Below are 21503 nucleotides of genomic sequence, written 5' to 3' on the forward strand. Positions count from 1 at the left end.
ATTAGCCGATTGCGGCCGATCCGTGGCTGCGTCTACTGGAAGTGAGGTGGAATCTCCGTGTCGCACTCGAGATCTTGGCGCATCGGGAAAGTCAGCCGGGTCGCCGTCGCATTGCTCGGTACCGGGGTTCTGTTGGTGGGCTGCGCGAGCAACGGTGACGACAGCGGAACCGATACGACGAATACGTCGGGGGACGTCGTGACCGGCATGGTCAACGAGCAACCGGACCCAGGCGACGCGGTCGCCGGCGGAACCATGACGTACGGCGTGCAGGTTCTCGTTCCCTCACTTGACCCGACCAAGACGGCAGCGCGCGGCGGTTCCGGCGGTGAGGCCTTTGCTGCGGTGTACGACGTCCTGATGAGTTACGACACTGCGAGCGGCGAGTTCGAGCCCAAGTTGGCTGAATCGCTCGATACCAGCGACGACGGAAGCACGTGGACGTTGAAACTTCGCGACGGTGTGAAGTTCAGCGACGGTTCCGCACTCGACGCCAACGCCGTGATTGCAAGCATCGATCGGTACAACGCGGGCAAGGGCAATGGCGCCGAGTTGTGGCTGGCTTCGGTGGAATCGGCGCAGGCAAGCGGTCCCACGACGGTCGACTTCAAGCTGAAGACGCCGTGGATGCGCTTTCCGTCGATGCTCGCTCTCGGGCACGGGATGATCGTCGCCCCGAGTTCGCAGCAAGGCGACAAGTTCACCGCGGTGGGTGCCGGACCCTTCACGGAAGATCTCTTCACGCCGAGCGTCGAGCGAATCTTCAAGGCCAACCCGTCCTACTACGGCGGTGCTCCCAAGCTGGACAAACTGCGGATGGTTGCACTCAACGGTCCGCAGGCCAATCTCGAATCATTGAACAGTGGTCAGCTCGATGTTGCCTACATTCGCGGCCTCACTTCGGCGATCAATTCCGCCAAGTCCGCTGGTTACCCCGGCTACATCGACGTGCTCAACGCCGGTAGTGCCGAGATTGTCAACAATCGTGAAGGCCGACCGGGCTCGGATGTTCGCGTTCGCCGGGCTATCGGCTACGCGCTGGACACGACATTGATCGATCAGCGCGTGGAAAACGGTGAGGGACTGCCTGGCTCGGAGTTGTTCGGTCCGACGTCGCAATGGCACGTGGACACACCGGGTATTGCCTACGACCCCGAAAAGGCCAAGGAACTTCTGAATCAGGCGAAGGCAGACGGATACGACGGCACTCTCGACTACGTCGTGCTCAGTGAGCCCAAGGACCACGCGATCGGCCTCGCCGTGCAGTCACTGTTGCAGGCCGTCGGGTTCGAGGTGAACTTGATCTTGGCCAACAACGCCGGCGACATCGTGCAGAACGTCTACGTCAAGCACGATTTCGACCTGGCGCACGCGGGCATCGGAATGTACGAGTCGATTCTCGATCTCGGATTGTTCTCCACGACCAACAGCACCTCGATGGCGAATACTGCTGGATATGCGAACCCGGCGATGGATCAGCTGATCGCAGATCTACAACAAGCCAAGGATAATTCGTCGACCCTGGCGATCATCGGCAAGATTCAGACGCTGTGGAACGAGACGGTTCCGTCGGCGCCGATCGGCGGGCTCACGTCGTTCTGGGCTTGGCAGAAGAACGTGCACGGTGTGGTTCCGACTGCAACCGGCATCATGCTGTTCGATCAGGCATGGATGGGCGCGAAGTAGCGTTCCAGCGCACACCGAGAGCCCCGTCCGACGCGAGTCGGGCGGGGCTCTTTGGTGTCTACGTCGGCTACCGTTGCGCAACCCTTTCGATCAGGATGATTGTATTGAAATATGTTGTTGGTCAATATGATTCGCAGATCGTGATTTGACTTGTTCAGCGTCGCCCGCATAGATTGCATCCACCATCCAGAGTGGCTGAGAGACCTGGCTCGATGATGCCGCAGCAACCCGCTTCGTTTGCGCAGTGTGGGTGCTACCGCCAGGACCGATGGAGGACACATGACTGTATTTGCCGTGGGTATCGAACTGGACGGCGAGGGCACTCACCCCGCTGCCTGGCGCCGAAGCTCACACCGCCCGGATCAGTTGCTCACGGGTAAGACCGTGCGCGATCGCGTCGCGGCTGCCGAGAATGCGGGCTTCACCTTCGCGACGTTCGACGATTCCATCCTCCCTCCGAGTGGTGACGTTGTCGGCCGCATCGATGCCGTCTCCAGGGCGTCATACGTGGCGGCGACGACCAGCACGATCGGACTGGTCCCCGTCGTCGGGACCACGTACGCCGAACCGTTCCACACCTCTTCGCAATTGGCGACATTGGACTACTCCTCGCGTGGGCGTGGCGGCTGGCTTGCTGTTCCGGTCGAAGACGATGCCGCGGCGAGGGCGTGGGGGAGGGCTCCGGTAACGACGGAATCGGCGCGTCAGCAGGAGCAGCGGGATTCGGTTTCCGTCGTGACAGATCTCTGGGATTCGTGGGAGGACGACGCCGTCGTCCGTGACTATCTCAGTGGGCGTTTCCTCGAGCGTGATCGTCTGCATTACGTCAATTTCGAGGGCGACACCTTCTCGGTGAAGGGGCCGTCAATCGTTCCGCGGCCGCCGCAAGGCCAGTTGGTGGTGTTCGGCCGCTACGGCGACATCGAACCACACCAGGCCGATGTTGTTCTCGTTTCCGGTGATTCGGTGGAGGCCATTGCACAGTCGGCTGCCAAGGCGCGCGATGAGGGCGCGTCATTGGTGGTCGCCGAGGTCGATGTGGCATTCGATACGCCGAATCTGTCTGCGGCGCAGCGGTTGATCGAGCTGAACTCGCACGGGAATGCCGTCGTCACTGGCCGACTGCTCCTGGCTGCAGATCCGGGGGAAGCGGCCGTGGTTCTGAAGGAATTGGCCGGACACGTCGACGGTGTTCATTTCCACGCTCTCGTGATCGACGAGGACCTTCCGGTGCTGGCCAAATTCGTGCTTCCGGCGCTGTCGAAGTCCGGATTGACGCGACGCCCGGTTCCGGGATCGACTCTGAGGGGCAACCTCGGCCTGCAGCGGCCCGCAAATCGATTCGTCCACTCCTCCTGACTTGACTTCGCGCTAAGGACATTTCGGCTATGACTGCATCACGCTCCGCCGTACCTCGACCCGACGCACACGTTCACTTCGGCGTCTTCTTCCAAGGGGTCAACCACACCACCATCTGGTCCGATTCCTCGAGCGGATCCCAGATCGACTTCGAGACGTTTCGGCGGTTGGTACTCACCGCCGAGCGAGGTCTGTTCGACGCCTTCTTCCTCGGTGAGGGCCTTCGTCTTCGCGAGCAGAACGGCAAGATTCTCGATCTGGATATCGCCGGCCGCCCCGACGCCATTGCGCAGTTGGCCGCCCTCGCCGGTATCACCGACAAGATCGGGCTGGTCGCGACACAGAACACCACGTACAACGAACCGGCCGACCTCGCCCGTCGACTCTCCGGCCTCGATCTACTTTCCGACGGACGGGCCGGCTGGAACGCGGTCACCACTGACAACGCTTGGACGGGAGAGAATTTCCGTCGCGGTGGTTTCCTCGACCACGCCCTGCGTTACGAGCGTGCCGGGCAGTTCATCGAAACTGCACGGGCACTGTGGGATTCGTGGGCCGACGACGCGATCTCGGACTCTCGCACGTCCGAGAACTGGTCGACTCCGGGAGCCGTGAGCGACGTACGCCGCCAGACTTCGCAGTTCGACATCACCGTGACGCCGACGCTTCCCCGCAGCAGACAGGGACATCCGGTCATCTTTCAAGCGGGCGATTCGCCGACTGGACGCGATTTCGCGGCGACGCACGCCGACGTCATCTTCTCGCGACACGGGACGCATTTCGACGGCGCGCTCGACTTCGCCGACGACATTCGGGCTCGGTTGCGTAGCGTCGGGCGACCGGAGGACGACGTCAAGATCCTGCCCAGCACGCAGATCGTGTTGGCGGAGAACGAGTCCGAGGTCGAAGAGAAGGCGCGGTGGGTCCTCGAAGGTCAGTTCACCGGCCAAACCGCACTGTCCCTCGTCGGATTGGTGTGGGGGAAGGACCTTTCCGACCGAGACCCGGACGGTCCACTACCGGAGGAAGATCCGGTTGCCCGCCCGGTGTCCGAGACGCGCGGTTCCGCACGAGACGGCAACGACCCCATTGCGATTGCACGTGAATGGCGGGCTCTCGCCGAGGCAAAGAATCTGTCCCTACGTCAGGTCGCCATCGAGACCTCGCAGCGTTCGGGTTTTGCGGGCACTCCAGGGCAGGTCGCAGATCAGTTGGTCCATTGGGTGCGCAACGGAGCTTCGGACGGCTTCAACATCTCGCCGTACCTGGTGCCGACCGGCCTCGACGAGATCGTGGACTGGTTGATCCCGGAACTGCAGGAGCGTGGGGCGTACCGCACCGAGTACTCCACGTCGACGCTGCGAGAGCACTTGGGGTTGCGACCGCCGCTCACGCGTCGGGCCGCGTCTGAAGCTGCGGGGTAACGGGTCCTGTCCCACACGGTCACAGCGGCGGCCGAATCCACCAAGCTCGATTCGGCCGTCCGCTGGGAGATTATCGTCTGCGTAGCCGCGGGCTTCACCACCCTTCTCGATTCGGCGGTGCTCGGAATCGGGGTTCCGTCGATCCGGGCGTCGCTGGGCGCGTCGACCTCCGAGGTGCAGTGGATCCTTGCGAGCTATTCGCTGACTTTCGGCTTGGCCCTTGTGCCGGCGGGCCGACTCGGTGACGTCGTTGGGCGTCGACGCTTGTTCTTGGCGGGGCTGAGCATTTTCGCTGTGATGGGAATCCTCGGAGCATGTGCGTCGGATCCGTCGATGATCGTGTTGGCTCGTCTTGGGCAGGGGATCGGCGCAGGCACCATCAGTTCGCAGGTGCTCGGCATCATCACCGACCGGGTGTCCGGAAAGGCTCGGGCGAAGGCGTTAGGCGCGTACAGCACCGCGGGTGGTCTGGCCGGCGTTTCCGGACCGATCCTCGGTGGCGTTCTGCTGAAGTATTCCGACGCCGACTTCGGATGGCGGTTGCTTCTCGTTCTCAACGTGCCGTTTGCCGTGATCACTCTGATTTTGGCGTTTCGCTTTCTGCGCCGTGATCGAACTACCCGATCGGGCGCATCGATCGATCCGGTTGGGCTGTGTCTGCTGGCGACTACGACCGGGCTCCTGTTGTGGCCCATCGTGACCCGAACCAGTGTCACTGTGGCTGCGGCTTTCCTGATCGGTGCGTTCGGCGCTGCCGTTGCCTTCTGGTTCTGGGAACGTCGGTACGCCGAGCGCGGCGGGACGCCGGTACTGCTTCCGTCGTTGATCGCCTCGAGGGGCTTCCGGTTGGGTACGACGGTTGCACTCTTCTGGTTCGGATCCATCCTCGCCGTCAACGCGGTGCTCAGCCTCTATCTGATCGAGGGTTTGGGCTTCGCCCCGCTGAGTGCGGCGTTGATCATGACCGGTAGCTCACTCGCGATGGCATTGACGTCGGCTTTCGGATGGCGGCTGGTTGCCAGGTTCGGCCGAAGTGCGGTGGTTTTTGCCATCGTCGGCGAGATCCTTGTCATCCTCGGCTACATCGCAGCGGTCAATCTGATTCCGCGGGAACATCTGATCCCGGTGCTGGTGGTCCTGGCGGTGTTGTCGGGAGTTGCCAGCGGTTTGGTCGACGCGCCCAATCGGGTGCTGACTCTCGAATATGCACCGCCGGGCGCGAACGGTGTTGCGGCGGGTTTCCTTCAACTGTCTCAGCGCCTGTCAGCGACCATCTCGCTGGCCGCGGTATCGGGGTTGTATCTCGGTGTGCTCGGATCGTCGCCCGACGGATACGGACGTGCGTTCGGGATCGCGCTTGCCGTCTGCGTGGTCATGTTGACGCTCTCGTTGGCGGGAGCGGTGGCAGACCGACGCCGGCGAAGGACGTGACCTGGTATTTCGTGGGTCTACATGGACCTCGGGAGGCCGAGCCCGTGTGACTCATGGGACTTGTGTTACCCATGGGTTAGGAGTCGTGGGACGATACTTGTGTGGTGACCGGTCGCAGTGAAGACAAGCCCAACGGTCGCGGGAGTGGAGAGCCAGTTAACTCACCCCGTGGATCGTCGGACAAACGTGACCGCACATCGACACCCTTCCGCGCTCGAACGGCGATGTGGACGAATCGGCCTCTGTTCGATTTCCATATGATCGTCGGTCTGGTCGTGCTGATCGTCGCGTTCGGACTGCTGATGGTGCTGTCGTCTTCGGGCGTCGAATCCTATGTTCTGTCCGGGACGTCCTACGCCCGCTTCTGGCCGCAGTGCATGTTCGCAGCGATCGGTTTGGTGATGTTCGTGGCGGTCGTGCGGTTGCCGACCGAAACGATGCGTAGAGCCTCACCATGGCTGCTGATCCTGTGTCTTGTTCTGCTTGTCCTGGTGCTGATTCCAGGTATCGGCTCGGAACAGATGGGTGCTCGCAGCTGGTTTGTGATCGCGGGTATTTCCTTCCAGCCTTCGGAGCTGGCCAAACTTGCTCTGGCGATCTGGTCCGCGGCGACGGTTGCGTCGTTCATGAACGCGCGGATGGATGTCAACCGTGCGCTGCCGGTGATCGGCGGTACGACGCTGCTGGTTCTGGTTCTGGTGGTGTTGGAGAAGGACCTCGGAACCACGATCACCATCGGCATCATCTTCATGTCGGTGCTGTGGTTCGGGCTGTTCCGGATGAAGACGTTCATCAGCCTCACGCTCGGTTCCGCAGTCGCATTTCTCGTGCTCGGGCTTACTGCTGGTTACCGCTCGGATCGCATCAAGGCTTTCCTCAATCCTGATCTCGACCCGCAAGGCTTGAACTTCCAGAGCACTCAGGCCAAGTACGCCTTGGCGAACGGCGGCATCTTCGGTCGCGGTCTGGGGCAGTCCGACGCCAAATGGAGTTACCTCCCGCAGGCGCACAACGACTTCATTTTTGCCGTGATCGGTGAAGAGTTGGGTCTGGTCGGTGCGCTGATCGTCGTTGCTCTCTTCGCCGCGGTTCTGATCGTCGGACTGCGAATCGCGAAGCGGTCGACCGATCCGTTCCTCAAGGTCATGACGGCGACAGCAACGACGTTGATCGTCGTGCAGGCGTTCATCAACATCGCCTACGTCGTTGGCCTGATTCCGGTGACCGGTCTGCAACTACCGCTCATCTCGGCGGGCGGAACGTCGATGATCACCACCTTGCTGATGTTCGGGCTCATCGCGCACGCAGCCTTCCGTGAGCCCGAGGCTGTCGCCTCGGCCGAGAGCAGCGGTCGCGGTTGGATTCCGCTGGTCTTCGGCAAGCCTCGGTTCGGCATTGCCAAGAAGCCACAGACTGACCGACGTCGGCCGCCTGCTCGCCGCGCCCAGCCGGCCCCTACTGGTCAACGCCGACCGGAGCGACGGGCGCCGCAACCCGACAGGCGCCGGACTCAAGCGCCGGGCCGACGCGCACCGTCGCGCGACTGGTCGGAAGATCCACGTAGACGCGGCCGATCCGATCGGCCGCGGCGCGCTTCCTGATCTCGGCCAGTCTTACTGGCGGCCAGCTCGGAAGCGGGCAGTCATGCACCCGACGATTGCGTTGGGCGGCTACATTGGGAGTCGGCAAAACGACGTCTAATTAGGGTTGTGGACATGGCAGGTGGCGACAAGGCAGACCAGTCGGTGGTCGAACGTAGCTCGGTGACCGGACGTCGTACGACGCCGTCGCAACGAGCGCGTTTTCGCCGGATTGTCGACGCCGCAATGGAATCCGCCTCCGAAGGCGGCTACGACGCGGTGCAGATGCGATCGGTCGCCGATCGCGCCGGCGTCGCGATCGGCACTGTTTACCGGTATTTCCCGTCGAAGAACCACATGCTCGTCGTCGCATTGTTGTGGATGTTCGAGGGTTTGCGTGACAGATTCCAGGACTTTGTAATCCCGGGCGAGACTCCGTCGGACCGAATTCTGTTTGTGCTGCGCAAGAATACGGAGGTCCTCGAGACCGATCACCTCCGTTACGAAGCGTTGGTTCGGGCGTACATGTTCGCGGACGCGTCGGCGACTCCGGAACTCAACGCGCTCGGTGGGGTCGTGACCGAGATGTTCGCGAAGGCGATCGGCGTCGAGGAAGTCTCGCAACAGCAGATGGATGCGGTGAAGGTCATCGACGACGTCTGGATGTCGAGTCTGGTCTCGTGGGTTGCCGGCCGGATGACGACGGACGAGGTGATGGCGCACCTCGAACTTGCCGTGCGACTGGTCTTTCGCAAGTTGGGTGGATAGCGCTCAGACGGTGTAGCCGCCGTCGACGTTGAGCTTTTGACCGCTGATGAATCCGGCCGCGTCGCTTGCGAGGAAACATACTGCTTCGGCGATGTCGGCAGCTGATCCGAAGCGCTTCAACGGAATTCGGCTCATTGTCACGTCGAGTGCGCTCTGGTCGAGTTCGGCGGAGTTGATCAGTCGCTCCGCCATTCCGTCCGTCAACATGCCTGGTCCTACCGCGTTGAACCGAACGCCGTAGCGTCCTTCCTCTGCGGCGAATCCGCGAACAAGTTGTTCGACAGCCCCTTTGGTGCCTGCGGAGAGTCCGTCGCGCACGGGAAAACGATCCGTTGCCGCGGTTGTCACCGCTACCACCGAACCCGAGGATGCACGCAGCGCAGGCAGGGCGGTGTGGACGAGTGTGAAGAATGCCGCGGCTTCCTGGTTCAGTTGTTCGGTGAAGAACGCCGGCGTCACGCGTGAGAGGTGCGTCATCGGGACGTGCGGTCCCGCAGCGTGGACGAGGGTCGTCAACGCGCCCAGATCGCTGACCGCATCGCGGACGGCGGAGCTGATCGACAACTCGTCGGTCAAGTCGAGAGAGTACGAGTGGGCGAGCACGCCATGCGCTCGAATCTGCTCGCTCAGCTGCTCGGCAGCGTCCTTGTTGTTTCGGTAGGTGAAGGCGACGTCGTGCCCGCGGTCGGCGAGAGTAAGCGCGATCGCCGACCCGATTCCACCGGTTCCGCCGCTGACAAAAGCGGTGCGTGCTGCGCTCACAATGCCTCCAGAGGTGTGCCGTTTCATAACCTAGCAAATGCTTGGTTGGGTTCTGTCTGGGAATATATCAGTACGCGAAGGACAGGCTCAGATTGCTATCGCAACCGGACTGATCGTCCTAATCTGTTGCCATGTCCGGAGACAGTGTGCAGTTGACCGACGGGGCGCCCGGTGGGGAATCGGAACCTCACGCACCGAGTTTGAACAATCGCCTGAATTGGCTGCGTGCAGGTGTTCTGGGGGCAAACGACGGAATCGTCTCGACCGCAGGCCTCGTGGTCGGTGTCGCGGCAGCCACAACCGAGCGCTCCGCGATCTTCACGGCCGGTTTCGCTGGTCTGGTTGCCGGTGCTGTGTCCATGGCGTTGGGTGAGTACGTCTCGGTCAGCGCTCAGCGAGACACCGAACGCGCACTCCTGCAGAAGGAGAAGAAGGAACTCCTCGAGACACCGGAGGCGGAACTCCAGGAACTGACCGAGATCTACGAGAACAAGGGATTGAGTCCGGAGACGGCGCGACGCGTCGCCGAAGAATTGACCGAGCACGATGCTTTTGCGGCACACGTCGAAGTCGAATTGGGTATCGACCCGGACGATCTCACCAATCCATGGCATGCGGCGATTTCGTCGGCAATCTCGTTCACGATCGGTGCGGCGATCCCGTTGGTCGCAATTCTGTTGCCGCCGACGGGTATCCGCGTCCCCATCGCCTTCTTTGCAGTGCTGATCGCACTTGCGCTGACGGGGACGATCAGCGCGACGCTCGGCGGAGCCCGCAAGACCAGAGCGGTGCTGAGAGTGGTGATCGGCGGCGCGCTCGCGATGGCTGTGACGTACGGAGTAGGTCAGCTGGTGGGGACGGGCCTCGCCTGACCCCTGCTGTGCGCCTTTATTAACCGCGGGGGGTTAATAAAGGGGCGTACTTGAGCATGACGGGGGCGGCGGCGCCGGGTTCACTGATGCGGGTGACCGGCACGTCAGGGTACTGATCGGCCATGCCGGCCAGGTTCTCTGCCAGCAGTGCCGATTCCTCCTGCTCGACGGCCTCCCAGTCGATGAGGATTCCCGCTCCGCCTTCGCGGAAGGTGGACGAGCCCTGCCAGGTGTGGACCGCGATAAGCGGCGCGTCGAACTGATCGGCATAACGAAACGCGTACTCGACGGCCTTCTTGCTCAACGCACTTCCGTCGACTCCGACGATGACGGGACGTTGATCCGGACCGGGATTCTCCGCCGAACCACGCCAGACAGTGACCGGACAGGTTGCGTGATTTGCCACCTTCAGTGCGGTCGATCCGAGCAGCCGCGAGCGCAGTGCGCCGGATCCGGTCGACCCCATCACGATCAGGCGTGCGGTACCCGAGGATTCGAGGATGTGCGTCGACGCCGGGCCCGGTGCGATCTCGGATTCGATGGTCAGTTCCGGGAATTCAGCTGAAATCACCGCGGCGGCGGCATCGACGATCGCTTCGCCGTCTTCGCGGATCTGGCTGAGGAACTGCGACTGCAACATCACTGCAGCGGGACTGTAGATCGGGCCCTCCTGCGGCAGGGCATGCGCCAGAATCAGTCGTGAGTTCACCGCGTTCGCGACCGAGGCTGCCCACCGGGCCGCCGCCGTCGAGGCCTCGGATCCGTCGATACCGGCGACGACGTCCTGGTGTCCTGCAAGTGTGTTCATGTCTACTCCTCTGAAATGATCGAGATCGGTCGACTGGTTGCAGCCTGGTCACCAGAGTGACGACGCTGATTTGACGGCTTCCTTCCACGTCTTGCGGAGCAGTGTTGATTGCCCGTCGGCGATTTCCAGTTCTCGTCGGTAGGCCATGCCCAATCCGAAACTGGTGAGCGAGGTGTGCTCCTGCTCCGCAGCAATTTCGAGCAGATGATGTTGGGCTACAACGGAATCCTGATGCTCGCCGAGAACGTCCTGGAAGTGGCTGAAATGCTTCAAGGCACGCTTGGCCCGGCTCTTCGACACCGGTTCCATGACCTCGATCGCGTACTTCATCCGCTTGGCGCCCTTGCGTGCGCGGTGCATTCGCTCGTCACGCTCGGTGCGGGTATCGGCATCGAAGACGTGATCGACCCGCTTACCGACCTTGTGAGCTAGATGGCGCAGGGTATGAGCCAACTCTCGCGCCGACGCCTTCTTTCCTACACGGTGGGCGGCAGTGTCGAATTCGAGGTCGCCGACGTACTCGTCGAGTCGATCGAGCAGTGTGGTGTAGCGCTCGGAATCGAGCGCTTCGAGGGCGGTTTCCTGTGCGGTTTCACCGCGGGCCGAGAAGTACTCGTCGATTCGAGCGCGCACTGCTTCTCGCTCGGGCATCTCGTCGATTTCACCGAGTCGTTCCACGAGACGCTCCCACTGGACCTCGACGTCGCGGGCGTCACCGAACTTTCCACCGATCCACCGAAGATCCGTGATGAGATCGTCGGTCTTGGGGGAGTGACCGGCGTACGACTGTAGAGCGCTGCGGATACGACGTGCTGCGACCCGGAAGTCGTGAACGGCTTCGTCGTCGGCGCGGCGCGTGCCGAGATCCGCGGCGACCAGTGCGCGCAGTTGTTCGATGAGGTAATTACGCAACAGAATTCGCGGATTCGACGCTTTGCCAGTGGTGACCTCGTGGCCGACGTATGGAGTGACCGAAGTGCCCAGTGCTCGTTTGAGTTTGGACGGACTCGCAGAACGCTCGAGCCCCGCGTCCAGTAGAACCGACTCGATTGCATCGGCCAGGGCTTGCCCGCCTGCGCCTTGTTCGACCTCGACTTCCTGCCACGTCGACTCACCGGAACCGTCTGCCTTGCAGGCGATGACGGTGTCGGAGACCACTTCGGCAAGCAGAACACCGTTTTCGCCGTTGAGTCTGGTGCGCTCCCGATCGGTGATGATCAGGGCGACCGGCACCAGATCGTGACCGCGGATGACCGCCCGGATCAGACTCGCCAGCGGCGAGGGCACATCGGTGCTCTCGTCCGGGGGAAGCTGGATTTCGGTTCTAGTGTCCTCGCCTGCGGGAAGTTTCATGTGCCACCCCGCGTCGTCGCCGCCCTCACGCTTGCGCAGCGTGATCTTCTCGGCGAGTAACCGGTAGTCGGCGGTGTCGAAGTAGGTGGCAGAGAGCTGTATCGAGTCGTGGACCGGTTCGCCGACGACACCGGGAAGTCCACCCAGCGCGGGAACTTCCTGCTCGGCCGGCGCCTCGTACTTGCGCTCGATCTCCCGTACGGCTTCGGGTACGACGGCGGTCTTGCTCATCTGGTCTCCTCTTGCGGTGCGGTCTGCGCTTCCATCCTCCCGGTATCGGAGGCGCAGTGGAAGGGTCCGGGGTCCCTACGGCGAGTCGCCACGGCCTGATTCGTCCGGCCAGGACAGGGTCCGCCGACTTTCGAACCGTTGCAGCCGGCCGGTCGTGGGATCCTCGAACTCGAGAACCTTCGACAGCAGGCGCAGCGGGTTCGAATAATCCTCTGCGGCAACGTCGTAGAAGTCGGGATAGAAGTTGTCGCCGTGGATCGGGAGCCCGAGCGAGGTCATGTGCAGGCGAAGTTGATGGGTCTTGCCGGTATGGGGAGTCAACCGGTACCGCGCGAAGCCGTCTCGCGTCTCGATCAGTTCGATCCGCGACTCGCTGTTGGGTTCGCCCTCGATCTCCGCGGCCTTGAGCACGCCGCGTTCTTTCACGATGCGACTGCGCACGATCACGGGAGTGCTCACCTGCGCGTCGTAACGCGCGATGGCCTCGTATTCCTTGGTGACGCGGCGGTCGGCGAACATGGTCTGATAGCCGCGCCGGGCCGCCTGATGCACGGTGAACAGCAGCAGTCCTGCCGTGACGCGGTCGAGGCGATGCGCTGGACTCAACTCCGGCAGATCGAGATCCCGACGCAACCGCACCAAGGCCGATTCGGCGATGTATCGCCCGCGGGGCGTGCTCGCGAGAAAGTGCGGCTTGTCCACGACCAGGATGTTTTCGTCCCGGTAGAGGATGTCGATCTCGAACGGCACCCGCGCTTCGACGGGAGCGTCGCGGTACAGGTAGACGAAACGCCGGGGGGCGAAACCGCTCGTCTCGGTGATCGCGACGCCCTTCTCGTCGACGACCTCCCCGGCTGCGACTTTCTCCCGTAGGCGGACGGCGTCCTGGGGAAACCGTTCGAGCAGGTAGTCGAGCGTCGTCGCCCACATGCCGTCGTCTGGCTGACGGATGCGACTCGGGTTCAGGCCGTCGCGGACGGGAAGGGGAGATCGTGACACATCTTCAAAGCTAGCCGTCCGGGCGGCATCGAGACCTATTGACGACATATGGGACGGAAGTTACTATCCGGTAAGTTCGTGACGCCGGTCACTGTCGTGGGGGCAGGGCTGGGTCATCACAACAGAAAATTGGGGTTTTCGTGAGGACACGACTTCTACGTCGAAGGTCGACAACGATTGCGGTGGGGCTGTGCGTCGTGGGATTGACGGTGCCGAGCGCCGTCGCTTCCGCGGATCCGACGGGAGGGTCGGACGGACAGACCTGGCTCGCGGCCACGGAGACTGCGCCGCAGTATCCGGGCGTCTCCGTCGAGTGGGACGTACCCATCACGATGAGTGACGGCACGGTTCTGCAGGCAAATGTGTACCGACCGGCGGATGCGTCCGGGCGCGCTGTGGAATCGAAGGCGCCTTCGGTTCTCAACATAACTCCGTACACGAAACTGCTGGACACGTTGGTGGATTCAGCTCTGTCGATCCCGCAGGTGGGTGAGACGTTGATGGACGTGGCGAACTCGCTCGACCTCGCGGCGCCGTTCGACGGAGTCTCGGAGTTGACGGGCGTCATAGCCGGCGGAGGTGCCAGGGTTCTCGGCGTCAACCGTGATCTGGTCCAGAACGGATACACGCAGGTAGTGGTCGACGCTCGTGGAACCGGCTTCTCCCAAGGTAATTGGGACGTGCTCGGCAAGCGCGAGCAACAGGATTCGGTCGAAGTCATCGATTGGATGAGCAAGCAGGGGTGGTCCGACGGCAAGGTGGGGATGGCCGGAATCTCGTACTCCGCGATCAACTCCGTACAGGCCGCGAGTAACAATCCGCCTGCGTTGAAGGCAATCTTCCCAGTCGAACCCGGCAACGATCTGCTACGCGACATCGTCGGAACCGGTGGCGGACTCGGGGTCGGGTTCATGCCGTTGTGGCTGACCGCGGTCAACGGGCTCAAACTCATTCCGAACGTTCAGGACATCCTGCAAGGCAACTTCGATCCACTGTGGTTGGCGAGCCGCCTCGAGGATCCCGGCACCCTGATTCCTGAACTGGTACAAGCGATGACGGCCCAGAGAATCGAGGACGTGTCACCGTCGACTCTGCAAGTCGCACAGGACGGTCAGTTCTATCAGGACCGATCCGCTGACGTCGGCAACATCACTGTTCCGACGATGGTCTACGGCGGTTGGCACGACATCTTCGCCAACAGCGAGCCGCGGATCTACAACGGAATCGATCTGCCGGCGGGGCAGAAGCAGTTGATCATGGGCAACGGCTATCACGTCACTCCCGGTGGAGGATTCGGCAAGGACGGTGCGCCGCCTCGCCTCGACGTACTCGAACGCGCGTGGTTCGACAAGTGGCTCAAGGGCATCGACAACGGAATCGAGCGATACGGTCCGGTGACGATGTTCCAGCAAGGTGGCGGATGGATCACGGATGATCAGTTCCCGCGAGCGGGCGCGACGTACGAGCGTATGTATCTGAACTCCGCGCCCAGCGGAACTGCCGCCCATGCGGCCTACGACGGTTCACTGACCAGTGACCAGCCCAGTGCCGCAGCGCGATTGACAGTCGCACCCGGACTGCGAGGCTTCTGCTCCGGTGACGGAACTCAGGGCACTGCCGGGATCTCCGTGGTGCTCGGTGCGTCGTGTTCCAAGGATTCCCGATTCCAGGAAGCGGAGGGTCTGACGTTCACCGGTGAGGCAGTCACGGAGCCGACCTCACTCTCGGGCCCGATCAACGTCCACCTCGAGACAGTCCTGGACGCGACGGACGGATTCTGGGCAGCGACGGTCAACGACGTAGCGCCGGACGGAACATCGACACCGATCACGAACGGCGCTCTGACTGCGTCGCTCCGGGCGGTCGACGATTCCAAGAGCACTCGCTCGGCCAACGGTGACTACAGTGAACCGCACCACTATCTGACGATCGACACGCGTCAGCCGGTGGTTCCCGGTGAGGTCACCGCCGTCGACATCAACATGCTCCCGACGGACGCAGTGCTACAACCCGGTCACCGGCTCCGCGTCGACGTCTACGCTGCCAGCGTGCCGCGATACCTGGCGCTCGGGCCGATGCTTGCCGACAGCCAACTGAAGCCGCAGCACATCGAATTGGCTGCGGATCGGCCGAGCTTCGTCAACGTTCCGTTCGTAGGGGGTCGCTGACCCGGACTGGATCGGCGGCGTGAGAACCTGCGGGCTCGCGGACGTTCTGCGAAGATCGTCCGATGACAGAATCCCGACTCTCCGCCGCCGTCCACGATCGTCTGGACGGACTTCTGGATCCGGTGGACGAGCGGCTCGCGGCCCAGTACCCGGGAAACCGTGACGAGATCCAGCCCGTGCACACGATTTACGTCAGTGCCGCGGATGCAACCGTCGACACCCCTCGTCTCTGGGGTGAGCAGGCGATCGCGCTGCTCGATTCCCATGCGCATGTGTTCGCCGATCTCGACACGGAGAATGCGCTCGCAGATGTGCGAGTTCAACTCGGCCGCAAGCCGGTCCAAGACTTTCGGATCGATTTCGAGGACGGGTACGGACGCCGCAGCGACGAAGAAGAAGACGCAGCAGCGACGTCGGCCGGGCGGACGCTTGCGGCGTTGAGCGCTGATCCTGCCGGGCCGAACTGGGGTGGCATCAGGTTCAAAGGGCTGCCGGCCGGTGAGCGTCGACGCTCGATCAGGACGCTCGAGCTTGTGCTCGACGCGGCCGGCGGAGTGCCGGACGGATTTGTCTTCACCGTTCCCAAACTGCGCGCGGTGGAGCAGGTCACGGCGACGGTGGTGCTCTGCGAAGAACTGGAGAAGGCGCACGGACTCGAGACCGGTTCGCTTCGGTTCGAGCTGCAGATCGAGAGCCCGCAGGCGGTCATCGCTGCCGACGGAACTGTGGCAGTTGCTCAGGCCATCCATCGCGGTGCCGGCCGTCTGACCGGTTTGCATTACGGCACTTACGATTACAGTGCGGCTTGCGGAATTGCATCGCGTCATCAGTCGCTCGAACATCCGGTGGCAGACCACGCAAAGGCTCTCATGTTGGTTGCTGCCGCGCAGACCGGCGTCTGGGTGTGCGACGGGTCAACTCAGGTCGCGCCCGTCGGGAGCGCCACGGCGATCCGCGACGCGATCACTCGGCACCACCGCCTCGTCACGCGGTCCCTGGAACGCGGTTACTACCAGGGGTGGGACATGCACCCCGGACATCTGGTCACCCGCTGGCTCGCCACGTTCGGCTTCTACCGCAACGCGCTCGGCGCCGCTGCCCCGCGCATCCAGTCGTACCTGGGGCGCCAAGGTGGCGACGTGATGGACGAACCTGCAACTGCCCAGGCGCTGGCAGCGGTGGTACTGCGTGGGCTCGACGCGGGGGCTTATCCAGAATCCGAAGTTCTCCGGCTCGCCCCGAGCGCGGACACCAACGCACTCCACCACCTCGTAGGACGCACCACACCGATCACAGGAGAACACTGACCGATGAGCACCACCGAATTCACCTTGCTGCCCGACCTGGCACTGCGCACCCTCGGCGGAGCCGTCATCTGGGCGAACGACGAGGCATTCGCCGAGCGCGAGGCCCTGATCCGACCAGGTAAAGCCGGATACCAGCCGGCGACGTTCGGACACAAGGGGCAGGTGTACGACGGTTGGGAGACGCGTCGTCGCCGTGTGGCAGGTCATGACGAGGCGATCGTGCGCCTCGGTGTTCCTGGAGTGGTGCGGGGCGTCGTGGTCGACACCGCGTGGTTCAAGGGCAATTACCCGCCCGAGATCTCGGTGGAAGCAATCTCCGTCGACGGGTATCCGGATCCCGTCGACCTGGCCGGATCCGGCGAGTGGACAACCATCGTCGAACGCTCGACCGTGCACGGTGACTCGGAGAATCCGTTCTCGGTGGTTTCGGAGGATCGATGGACGCACGTCAAGCTGACCATTTATCCGGACGGCGGCGTTGCGAGATTCCGTGTTCACGGTGAAGCACGGCCAGACCCGCGTTTCCTCGATGCCGGGCCGTTGGACCTTGCAGCACTCGAAAACGGTGGCCGCGTGACCGATTGCTCCAACATGTTCTACAGCTCACCGCAGAACATTCTGTTCCCCGGACGCGCTGCTTCGATGGGGGACGGGTGGGAGACCGCCAGGCGCCGCGACGACGGAAACGACTGGGTGCAAGTACAACTCGCGGGTGAAGGCGTGTTGAGTTTCGTCGAGATCGACACCTCGTACTTCCTCGGAAACAGTCCAGGTGAGGGCGCTCTGACCGGCCGAACTCCGGAAGGGGAGTGGTTCGAACTGTTGCCGCGTACGACGCTGCGTCCGGACACGCGCCATCGCTTTCCGATCGATTCCGAAGTTCCGGTCACCGATGTTCGTCTGGACATCTTCCCGGACGGTGGCCTGGCGCGGCTGAGAGTATTCGGCGTACTCACCGACGCTGCTCGCGCTGTGATCTCCGGGCGCTGACGGTAAAGTTGTTGCCATGAGCGACTATCCGCGCGACGACTATCCCCGGGACATGGTGGGGTACGGCCCTCATCCGCCGCATCCGCACTGGCCCGGCGACGCGCGGATAGCGGTTCAGTTCGTACTCAACTACGAAGAGGGAGCCGAGAACAACGTCCTCGACGGGGACGCGGCTTCGGAGACTTTTCTGTCGGAAATGACTCCGGCGGAGGCATTTCCGAATCGACACATGAGCATGGAATCGCTGTACGAGTACGGCTCCCGGGCCGGGTTGTGGCGTGTCCTGCAGACCTTCGAGCGGCGAAACCTGCCTCTCACGGTCTTTGCGGTGGCGCGGGCAATGCAGCGTAACCCGGAAGCAGTCAGTGCTTTTCAGGAGTTGGGTCACGAGATCGCGTGTCACGGATTACGTTGGAAGTCTTACCAATCCGTGGACATCGAGCGTGAACGCGCCGACATGGCCGAGGCAGTCCAGATTCTGCAAGATCTGACGGGTTCGGCGCCTCTCGGTTGGTATACCGGACGCGATTCACCGAACACCCGCGAATTGGTGGTCGAGCACGGCGGCTTCGTCTACGACTCCGATTCGTACGCCGACGATCTGCCGTACTGGGTAGACGTTCCGCATGGCACAGAGTCGGTGAAGCATCTCGTCGTTCCGTACACGCTCGATACCAACGACATGCGTTTCGCCTCTCCAGCAGGATTTCCCAGCGGCGATCAGTTCTTTGCGCACCTACGTGACGCCTTCGACGTGCTGTATGCGGAGGGAACGGCCGGATCACCGAAGATGCTCTCCGTCGGGTTGCACTGCCGCATAGTCGGACGCCCTGCCCGAGCTGCCGCCCTCGAGCGTTTCCTGGACCATGTGCAGTCACACGAAAAGGTCTGGATCACGCGGCGAATCGACATCGCCGAGCACTGGAAGACCATTCACCCCGCGTAATGCGGGGCTATTTGCGCGCCTCGATCAGAAATCGACTCGAGTACGCGACAAAAGATCCGTCTCGACGGATCTGCTGATCGAGTTCCCGGAGCCGGTCCAGATACTGCGCGACGGTGAATCCCGGAACCATCCAGATCACCTTGCGTAAGAAGTAGACAACGGCGCCGATATCGAAGAATTCCATGCGAAGACGCTCGAAACGAAGGTCGACGACGGTGAGCCCGGCCGAAATCGCGTCGGCGCTTTCGTCCTCGTAGTGCCGTCCGCGACGAGCCTGCGGCTGAGGACCGAGGAAGAACTCGACGAGTTCGAACACGCTGGCGTGACCGACATGTTGAGCGAAGTACGTTCCTCCCGGTTCGAGTACCCGAGCGATCTCGGCCCACCACACCGTCGCAGGGTGTCGACTGGTCACCAGATCGAAAGCCGAATCGGCAAACGGTAGCGGTGGCTCGTCCGGATCCGCGACCACCACCACACCTCGGGGACGCAGAAGCGCGGTGGCCTTGGTTACGTTCGGTGGCCAGGATTCGGTTGCCGCCATCACCGGCGGGAGTGTCGGTGCAGCGGCGAGGACTTCGCCGCCGCCGGTCTGGATGTCCAGCGCAGCGCCGGCTCCACCGAGACGTTCACCCATCAACCTCTGATACCCCCACGACGGACGCTGCTCCGTGGCGCGCCCGTCGAGCCACGAGAAGTCCCACCCGTCGACGGAGGCGGATTCGGCTTCGGCGACAAGTTCCTCGAAACTTCGTGACATGCTCTGTGACTCGCCTTCAGGCGTTCCTTGCGACATCACATCATCATCGTCGCGGAGCGTCGACGGTGCCAGTTGTTTACGGCTACTTCGGGGTCGCACCGAGCATCGGTGCGAGTTGAGTGGCAATCGGGTTCAGGTTCAGCTTGTCCGGGTCCACCTTGGGCTTGCTGTCCCACGGTTGCGAGGTGTTCGGGTCGGCGAACGCGATGCGGTTGGCGCTCCGAACTCCCGTTTCGCTGCCCTGAGGTGCCTGGCAGTTGGCGGCAGTGTTCAACGGGAAGTTCTGCGTCGTGTCGTCGAAGTTCGGGTCCTTGCGCTTCATCTCGTCGAGGATCGCCATGGTCCCTTCGTAACCGACGGTGCACGAGAGCGGGTTGTTGGTCTCGAGTACCAAGCCGAGATGTACCGTGCCGTCTCCCGGTGCAACGGTGGGCGCCGCCCCGGCGAGCGCAGGCAGGAAGAGCAGGAAGGGCTGCAGCGAGGGCAGTGTCGGTGCGGCTGCCGCTGCAACGGCGGAGAGGTTGGAGAGGTTGGTCGTGAGCGCGGGGCCGGCTTCGGTGACGAGAGAGCCGACTTGTTCGCTGGCCGGTATGCCGTTGTCGATCACGCGTCGGATGTCGGGGTCGCTGGTGCGCAATTGCGCAGTCAGTGCGTCGAGGTCGGTGCTGAACTGCTTGATCGCCGACGATTGATCGGACTGGGTCGTGAGTACCGTCTGGCTGTCGCGGATCAGTCCGAGGGTCTGGGGAAGGGTGTCGAGGCCCGACTGGGAAATCCCCGACAGCGAGTCGGCAAGGACTTGCAGATCTTCGCCCTTGCCGTTGAATGCCGCGCCGAGTTCCTTCGCGACGGTGTGGAGTGCGTCTACCGGAACGGAGTGCACCAGACCGTTCGCGCTGGTCAAGACGTTCTCGATGGGGATCGGCGTGGTGGTGTCGCCCACGGCGATCACCGAGCCGTCTTCGAGGAACGGGCCCTGGTCGGTATCGGGCTGAAGGTCGACGTACTGTTCACCGATGGCTGAGCGATTGGCCACCACGGCTCGCGCGGATGCGGGAATCTGTGGAGCATTGCTGTCGATCAACAGGTCGACTTCGATTCCGTCGGACGTGAGCGACATGTCGCCGACGCGTCCGACGGGTACACCGCGATAGGTCACTTCGGCGTTGGTGAAGATGCCACCGGACGTCGCCAGTTCGGTTTTGACCGTGTATTGGCCGAATCCCAGAAGATTGTCCAGCCGTACGTATTTCGCTCCGACGTAGATCAAACCCAGGAGTGCAACCACGACGAGTGCGACCAGCTGCCACTTGGCGAGCTTCGACATCACCATGTGGGGACGGCCCTGAACTGATGCGGTGTGTTCATGGTTCGACTCCCGAATGACTAGCCGGGTACGGCTGGTGTTGAGCGAATTGTGTTCACCCGCGAGCATTCTCGGGCGAACCGGAAACTTCCGGCAATTCGTTGTTGGCGATAACTATAAACAAGTCGTCACAGATAGAAAGTCGGCGCTGAGATTTCCGCAGGTCGTCGAAACGTAAGTGGCACAGCTCACTTCAAATGCGTCGATGTGACGTACGTAGCTTTGCGTCCGAATCGGGCTTGACTTCGCCAAACATATCCATAAAAGTAGATGCGTTCCGGTTGGCGAGGAGAAGGGGTGCGGTCCATGGATGCTTTGGCGATCTTCAAGGCGCTGTCCAACCCGACTCGTCTGCAGATCTTGGAGTGGCTCGCGCATCCGGCGAAGTATTTCGACGAGGACTCGTACACGCAACAGGATCTCGGGTTTCATATCGGAGTCTGTGTCGGTGATATTCAGGGGCGGTCGGGACTTGCCCAGTCGGTGATCTCGGGGTACCTGCAGGGCATGAAAGATGTAGGTCTGCTCGAGTCCGAGCGCATCGGGAAGTGGACGTACTACCGACGAAACGAAACCGTGATCGGCGAGTTCAGGGAATTTGTTCGCGAAAAGTTGTAGCGGTCGGATTGCCCTCGACGGCCGGTTTTGCTCAATCAAACATATCTATATATCTAGATATGTATCTGTCTTGTG

Annotated in this window: 18 protein-coding genes and 1 riboswitch; of the genes, 12 read left to right on the forward strand and 6 right to left on the reverse strand. The window is 62.4% G+C overall.

Annotated elements, in window-relative coordinates:
• The first annotated feature begins 57 nt into the window (after positions 1–57).
• From AC1DWA_RS01810 to AC1DWA_RS01835, 6 genes are all read left to right on the forward strand, one after another.
• Entirely contained in the window at positions 58–1686 is a 1629-nt protein-coding gene (locus AC1DWA_RS01810) for an ABC transporter substrate-binding protein (RefSeq protein ID WP_477846800.1), read from the forward strand.
• A 179-nt stretch (positions 1687–1865) separates the two neighbouring features.
• A riboswitch (SAM riboswitch) is annotated at positions 1866–1961 on the forward strand.
• Between the two features lie 4 nt (positions 1962–1965).
• Positions 1966–3045: an LLM class flavin-dependent oxidoreductase gene (locus AC1DWA_RS01815; protein ID WP_477846801.1), complete on the forward strand. Its 1080-nt coding sequence runs from the start codon at positions 1966–1968 to the stop codon at positions 3043–3045.
• A gap of 29 nt (positions 3046–3074) precedes the next feature.
• On the forward strand, positions 3075–4469 hold the full coding sequence (locus AC1DWA_RS01820) for an NtaA/DmoA family FMN-dependent monooxygenase (protein ID WP_021345386.1): 1395 nt from the start codon (positions 3075–3077) through the stop codon (positions 4467–4469).
• A gap of 69 nt (positions 4470–4538) precedes the next feature.
• Positions 4539–5900, forward strand: coding sequence for an MFS transporter (locus tag AC1DWA_RS01825; RefSeq protein ID WP_164840885.1), 1362 nt, complete (start codon positions 4539–4541; stop codon positions 5898–5900).
• Positions 5901–6124: 224 nt separating this feature from the next.
• Entirely contained in the window at positions 6125–7501 is a 1377-nt protein-coding gene (gene ftsW / locus AC1DWA_RS01830; protein ID WP_020908900.1) for a putative lipid II flippase FtsW, read from the forward strand.
• A gap of 114 nt (positions 7502–7615) precedes the next feature.
• Positions 7616–8248 carry a TetR family transcriptional regulator gene (locus AC1DWA_RS01835; RefSeq protein WP_019745059.1) on the forward strand — a complete coding sequence of 211 codons (633 nt, stop codon included), beginning with the start codon at positions 7616–7618 and terminating at the stop codon, positions 8246–8248.
• Positions 8249–8251: 3 nt separating this feature from the next.
• On the opposite strand, the gene AC1DWA_RS01840 is transcribed toward AC1DWA_RS01835, so the two are convergent.
• Positions 8252–9037 (reverse strand): SDR family NAD(P)-dependent oxidoreductase, encoded by a 786-nt coding sequence (locus AC1DWA_RS01840; RefSeq protein WP_182262454.1) that lies wholly within the window; start codon positions 9035–9037, stop codon positions 8252–8254.
• A gap of 104 nt (positions 9038–9141) precedes the next feature.
• Here AC1DWA_RS01840 and AC1DWA_RS01845 point away from each other — a divergent pair, with 104 nt between their 5' ends.
• A complete protein-coding gene (locus AC1DWA_RS01845; protein WP_019745057.1) occupies positions 9142–9882 on the forward strand; it encodes a VIT1/CCC1 transporter family protein in 741 nt (246 codons plus the stop codon).
• Positions 9883–9901: 19 nt separating this feature from the next.
• On the opposite strand, the gene AC1DWA_RS01850 is transcribed toward AC1DWA_RS01845, so the two are convergent.
• From AC1DWA_RS01850 to AC1DWA_RS01860, 3 genes are all read right to left on the reverse strand, one after another.
• A complete protein-coding gene (locus tag AC1DWA_RS01850; RefSeq protein WP_477916449.1) occupies positions 9902–10690 on the reverse strand; it encodes a universal stress protein in 789 nt (262 codons plus the stop codon).
• A gap of 48 nt (positions 10691–10738) precedes the next feature.
• Positions 10739–12274, reverse strand: a complete 1536-nt coding sequence (locus AC1DWA_RS01855; RefSeq protein WP_019745055.1) for a CYTH and CHAD domain-containing protein — start codon at positions 12272–12274, stop codon at positions 10739–10741.
• Positions 12275–12349: 75 nt separating this feature from the next.
• The gene (locus tag AC1DWA_RS01860) at positions 12350–13273 is read right to left on the reverse strand and encodes a pseudouridine synthase (protein ID WP_029256102.1); all 924 of its coding nucleotides are present in this window, start codon (positions 13271–13273) and stop codon (positions 12350–12352) included.
• A gap of 140 nt (positions 13274–13413) precedes the next feature.
• Here AC1DWA_RS01860 and AC1DWA_RS01865 point away from each other — a divergent pair, with 140 nt between their 5' ends.
• The 4 genes from AC1DWA_RS01865 to puuE all read left to right on the forward strand — a co-directional run bounded on the left by AC1DWA_RS01865 (position 13414) and on the right by puuE (position 18684).
• Positions 13414–15441, forward strand: a complete 2028-nt coding sequence (locus tag AC1DWA_RS01865; RefSeq protein ID WP_047889858.1) for a CocE/NonD family hydrolase — start codon at positions 13414–13416, stop codon at positions 15439–15441.
• Positions 15442–15503: 62 nt separating this feature from the next.
• The gene (locus tag AC1DWA_RS01870; protein WP_060938100.1) at positions 15504–16748 is read left to right on the forward strand and encodes a DUF6986 family protein; all 1245 of its coding nucleotides are present in this window, start codon (positions 15504–15506) and stop codon (positions 16746–16748) included.
• Between the two features lie 3 nt (positions 16749–16751).
• On the forward strand, positions 16752–17738 hold the full coding sequence (gene alc, locus AC1DWA_RS01875; RefSeq protein ID WP_060938101.1) for an allantoicase: 987 nt from the start codon (positions 16752–16754) through the stop codon (positions 17736–17738).
• A gap of 16 nt (positions 17739–17754) precedes the next feature.
• Positions 17755–18684 carry an allantoinase PuuE gene (gene puuE, locus AC1DWA_RS01880; protein ID WP_477846803.1) on the forward strand — a complete coding sequence of 310 codons (930 nt, stop codon included), beginning with the start codon at positions 17755–17757 and terminating at the stop codon, positions 18682–18684.
• Between the two features lie 7 nt (positions 18685–18691).
• On the opposite strand, the gene AC1DWA_RS01885 is transcribed toward puuE, so the two are convergent.
• On the reverse strand, positions 18692–19444 hold the full coding sequence (locus AC1DWA_RS01885) for a class I SAM-dependent methyltransferase (RefSeq protein WP_029256099.1): 753 nt from the start codon (positions 19442–19444) through the stop codon (positions 18692–18694).
• Between the two features lie 82 nt (positions 19445–19526).
• Positions 19527–20777 carry an MCE family protein gene (locus AC1DWA_RS01890; protein ID WP_153211727.1) on the reverse strand — a complete coding sequence of 417 codons (1251 nt, stop codon included), beginning with the start codon at positions 20775–20777 and terminating at the stop codon, positions 19527–19529.
• 339 nt (positions 20778–21116) lie between these two features.
• Between AC1DWA_RS01890 and AC1DWA_RS01895 the strand changes: the two genes are divergently transcribed.
• Positions 21117–21428 (forward strand): ArsR/SmtB family transcription factor, encoded by a 312-nt coding sequence (locus tag AC1DWA_RS01895; RefSeq protein WP_021345375.1) that lies wholly within the window; start codon positions 21117–21119, stop codon positions 21426–21428.
• Positions 21429–21503: the final 75 nt, after the last annotated feature.

This window comes from Rhodococcus sp. P4_F3_2 (assembly GCF_056401335.1).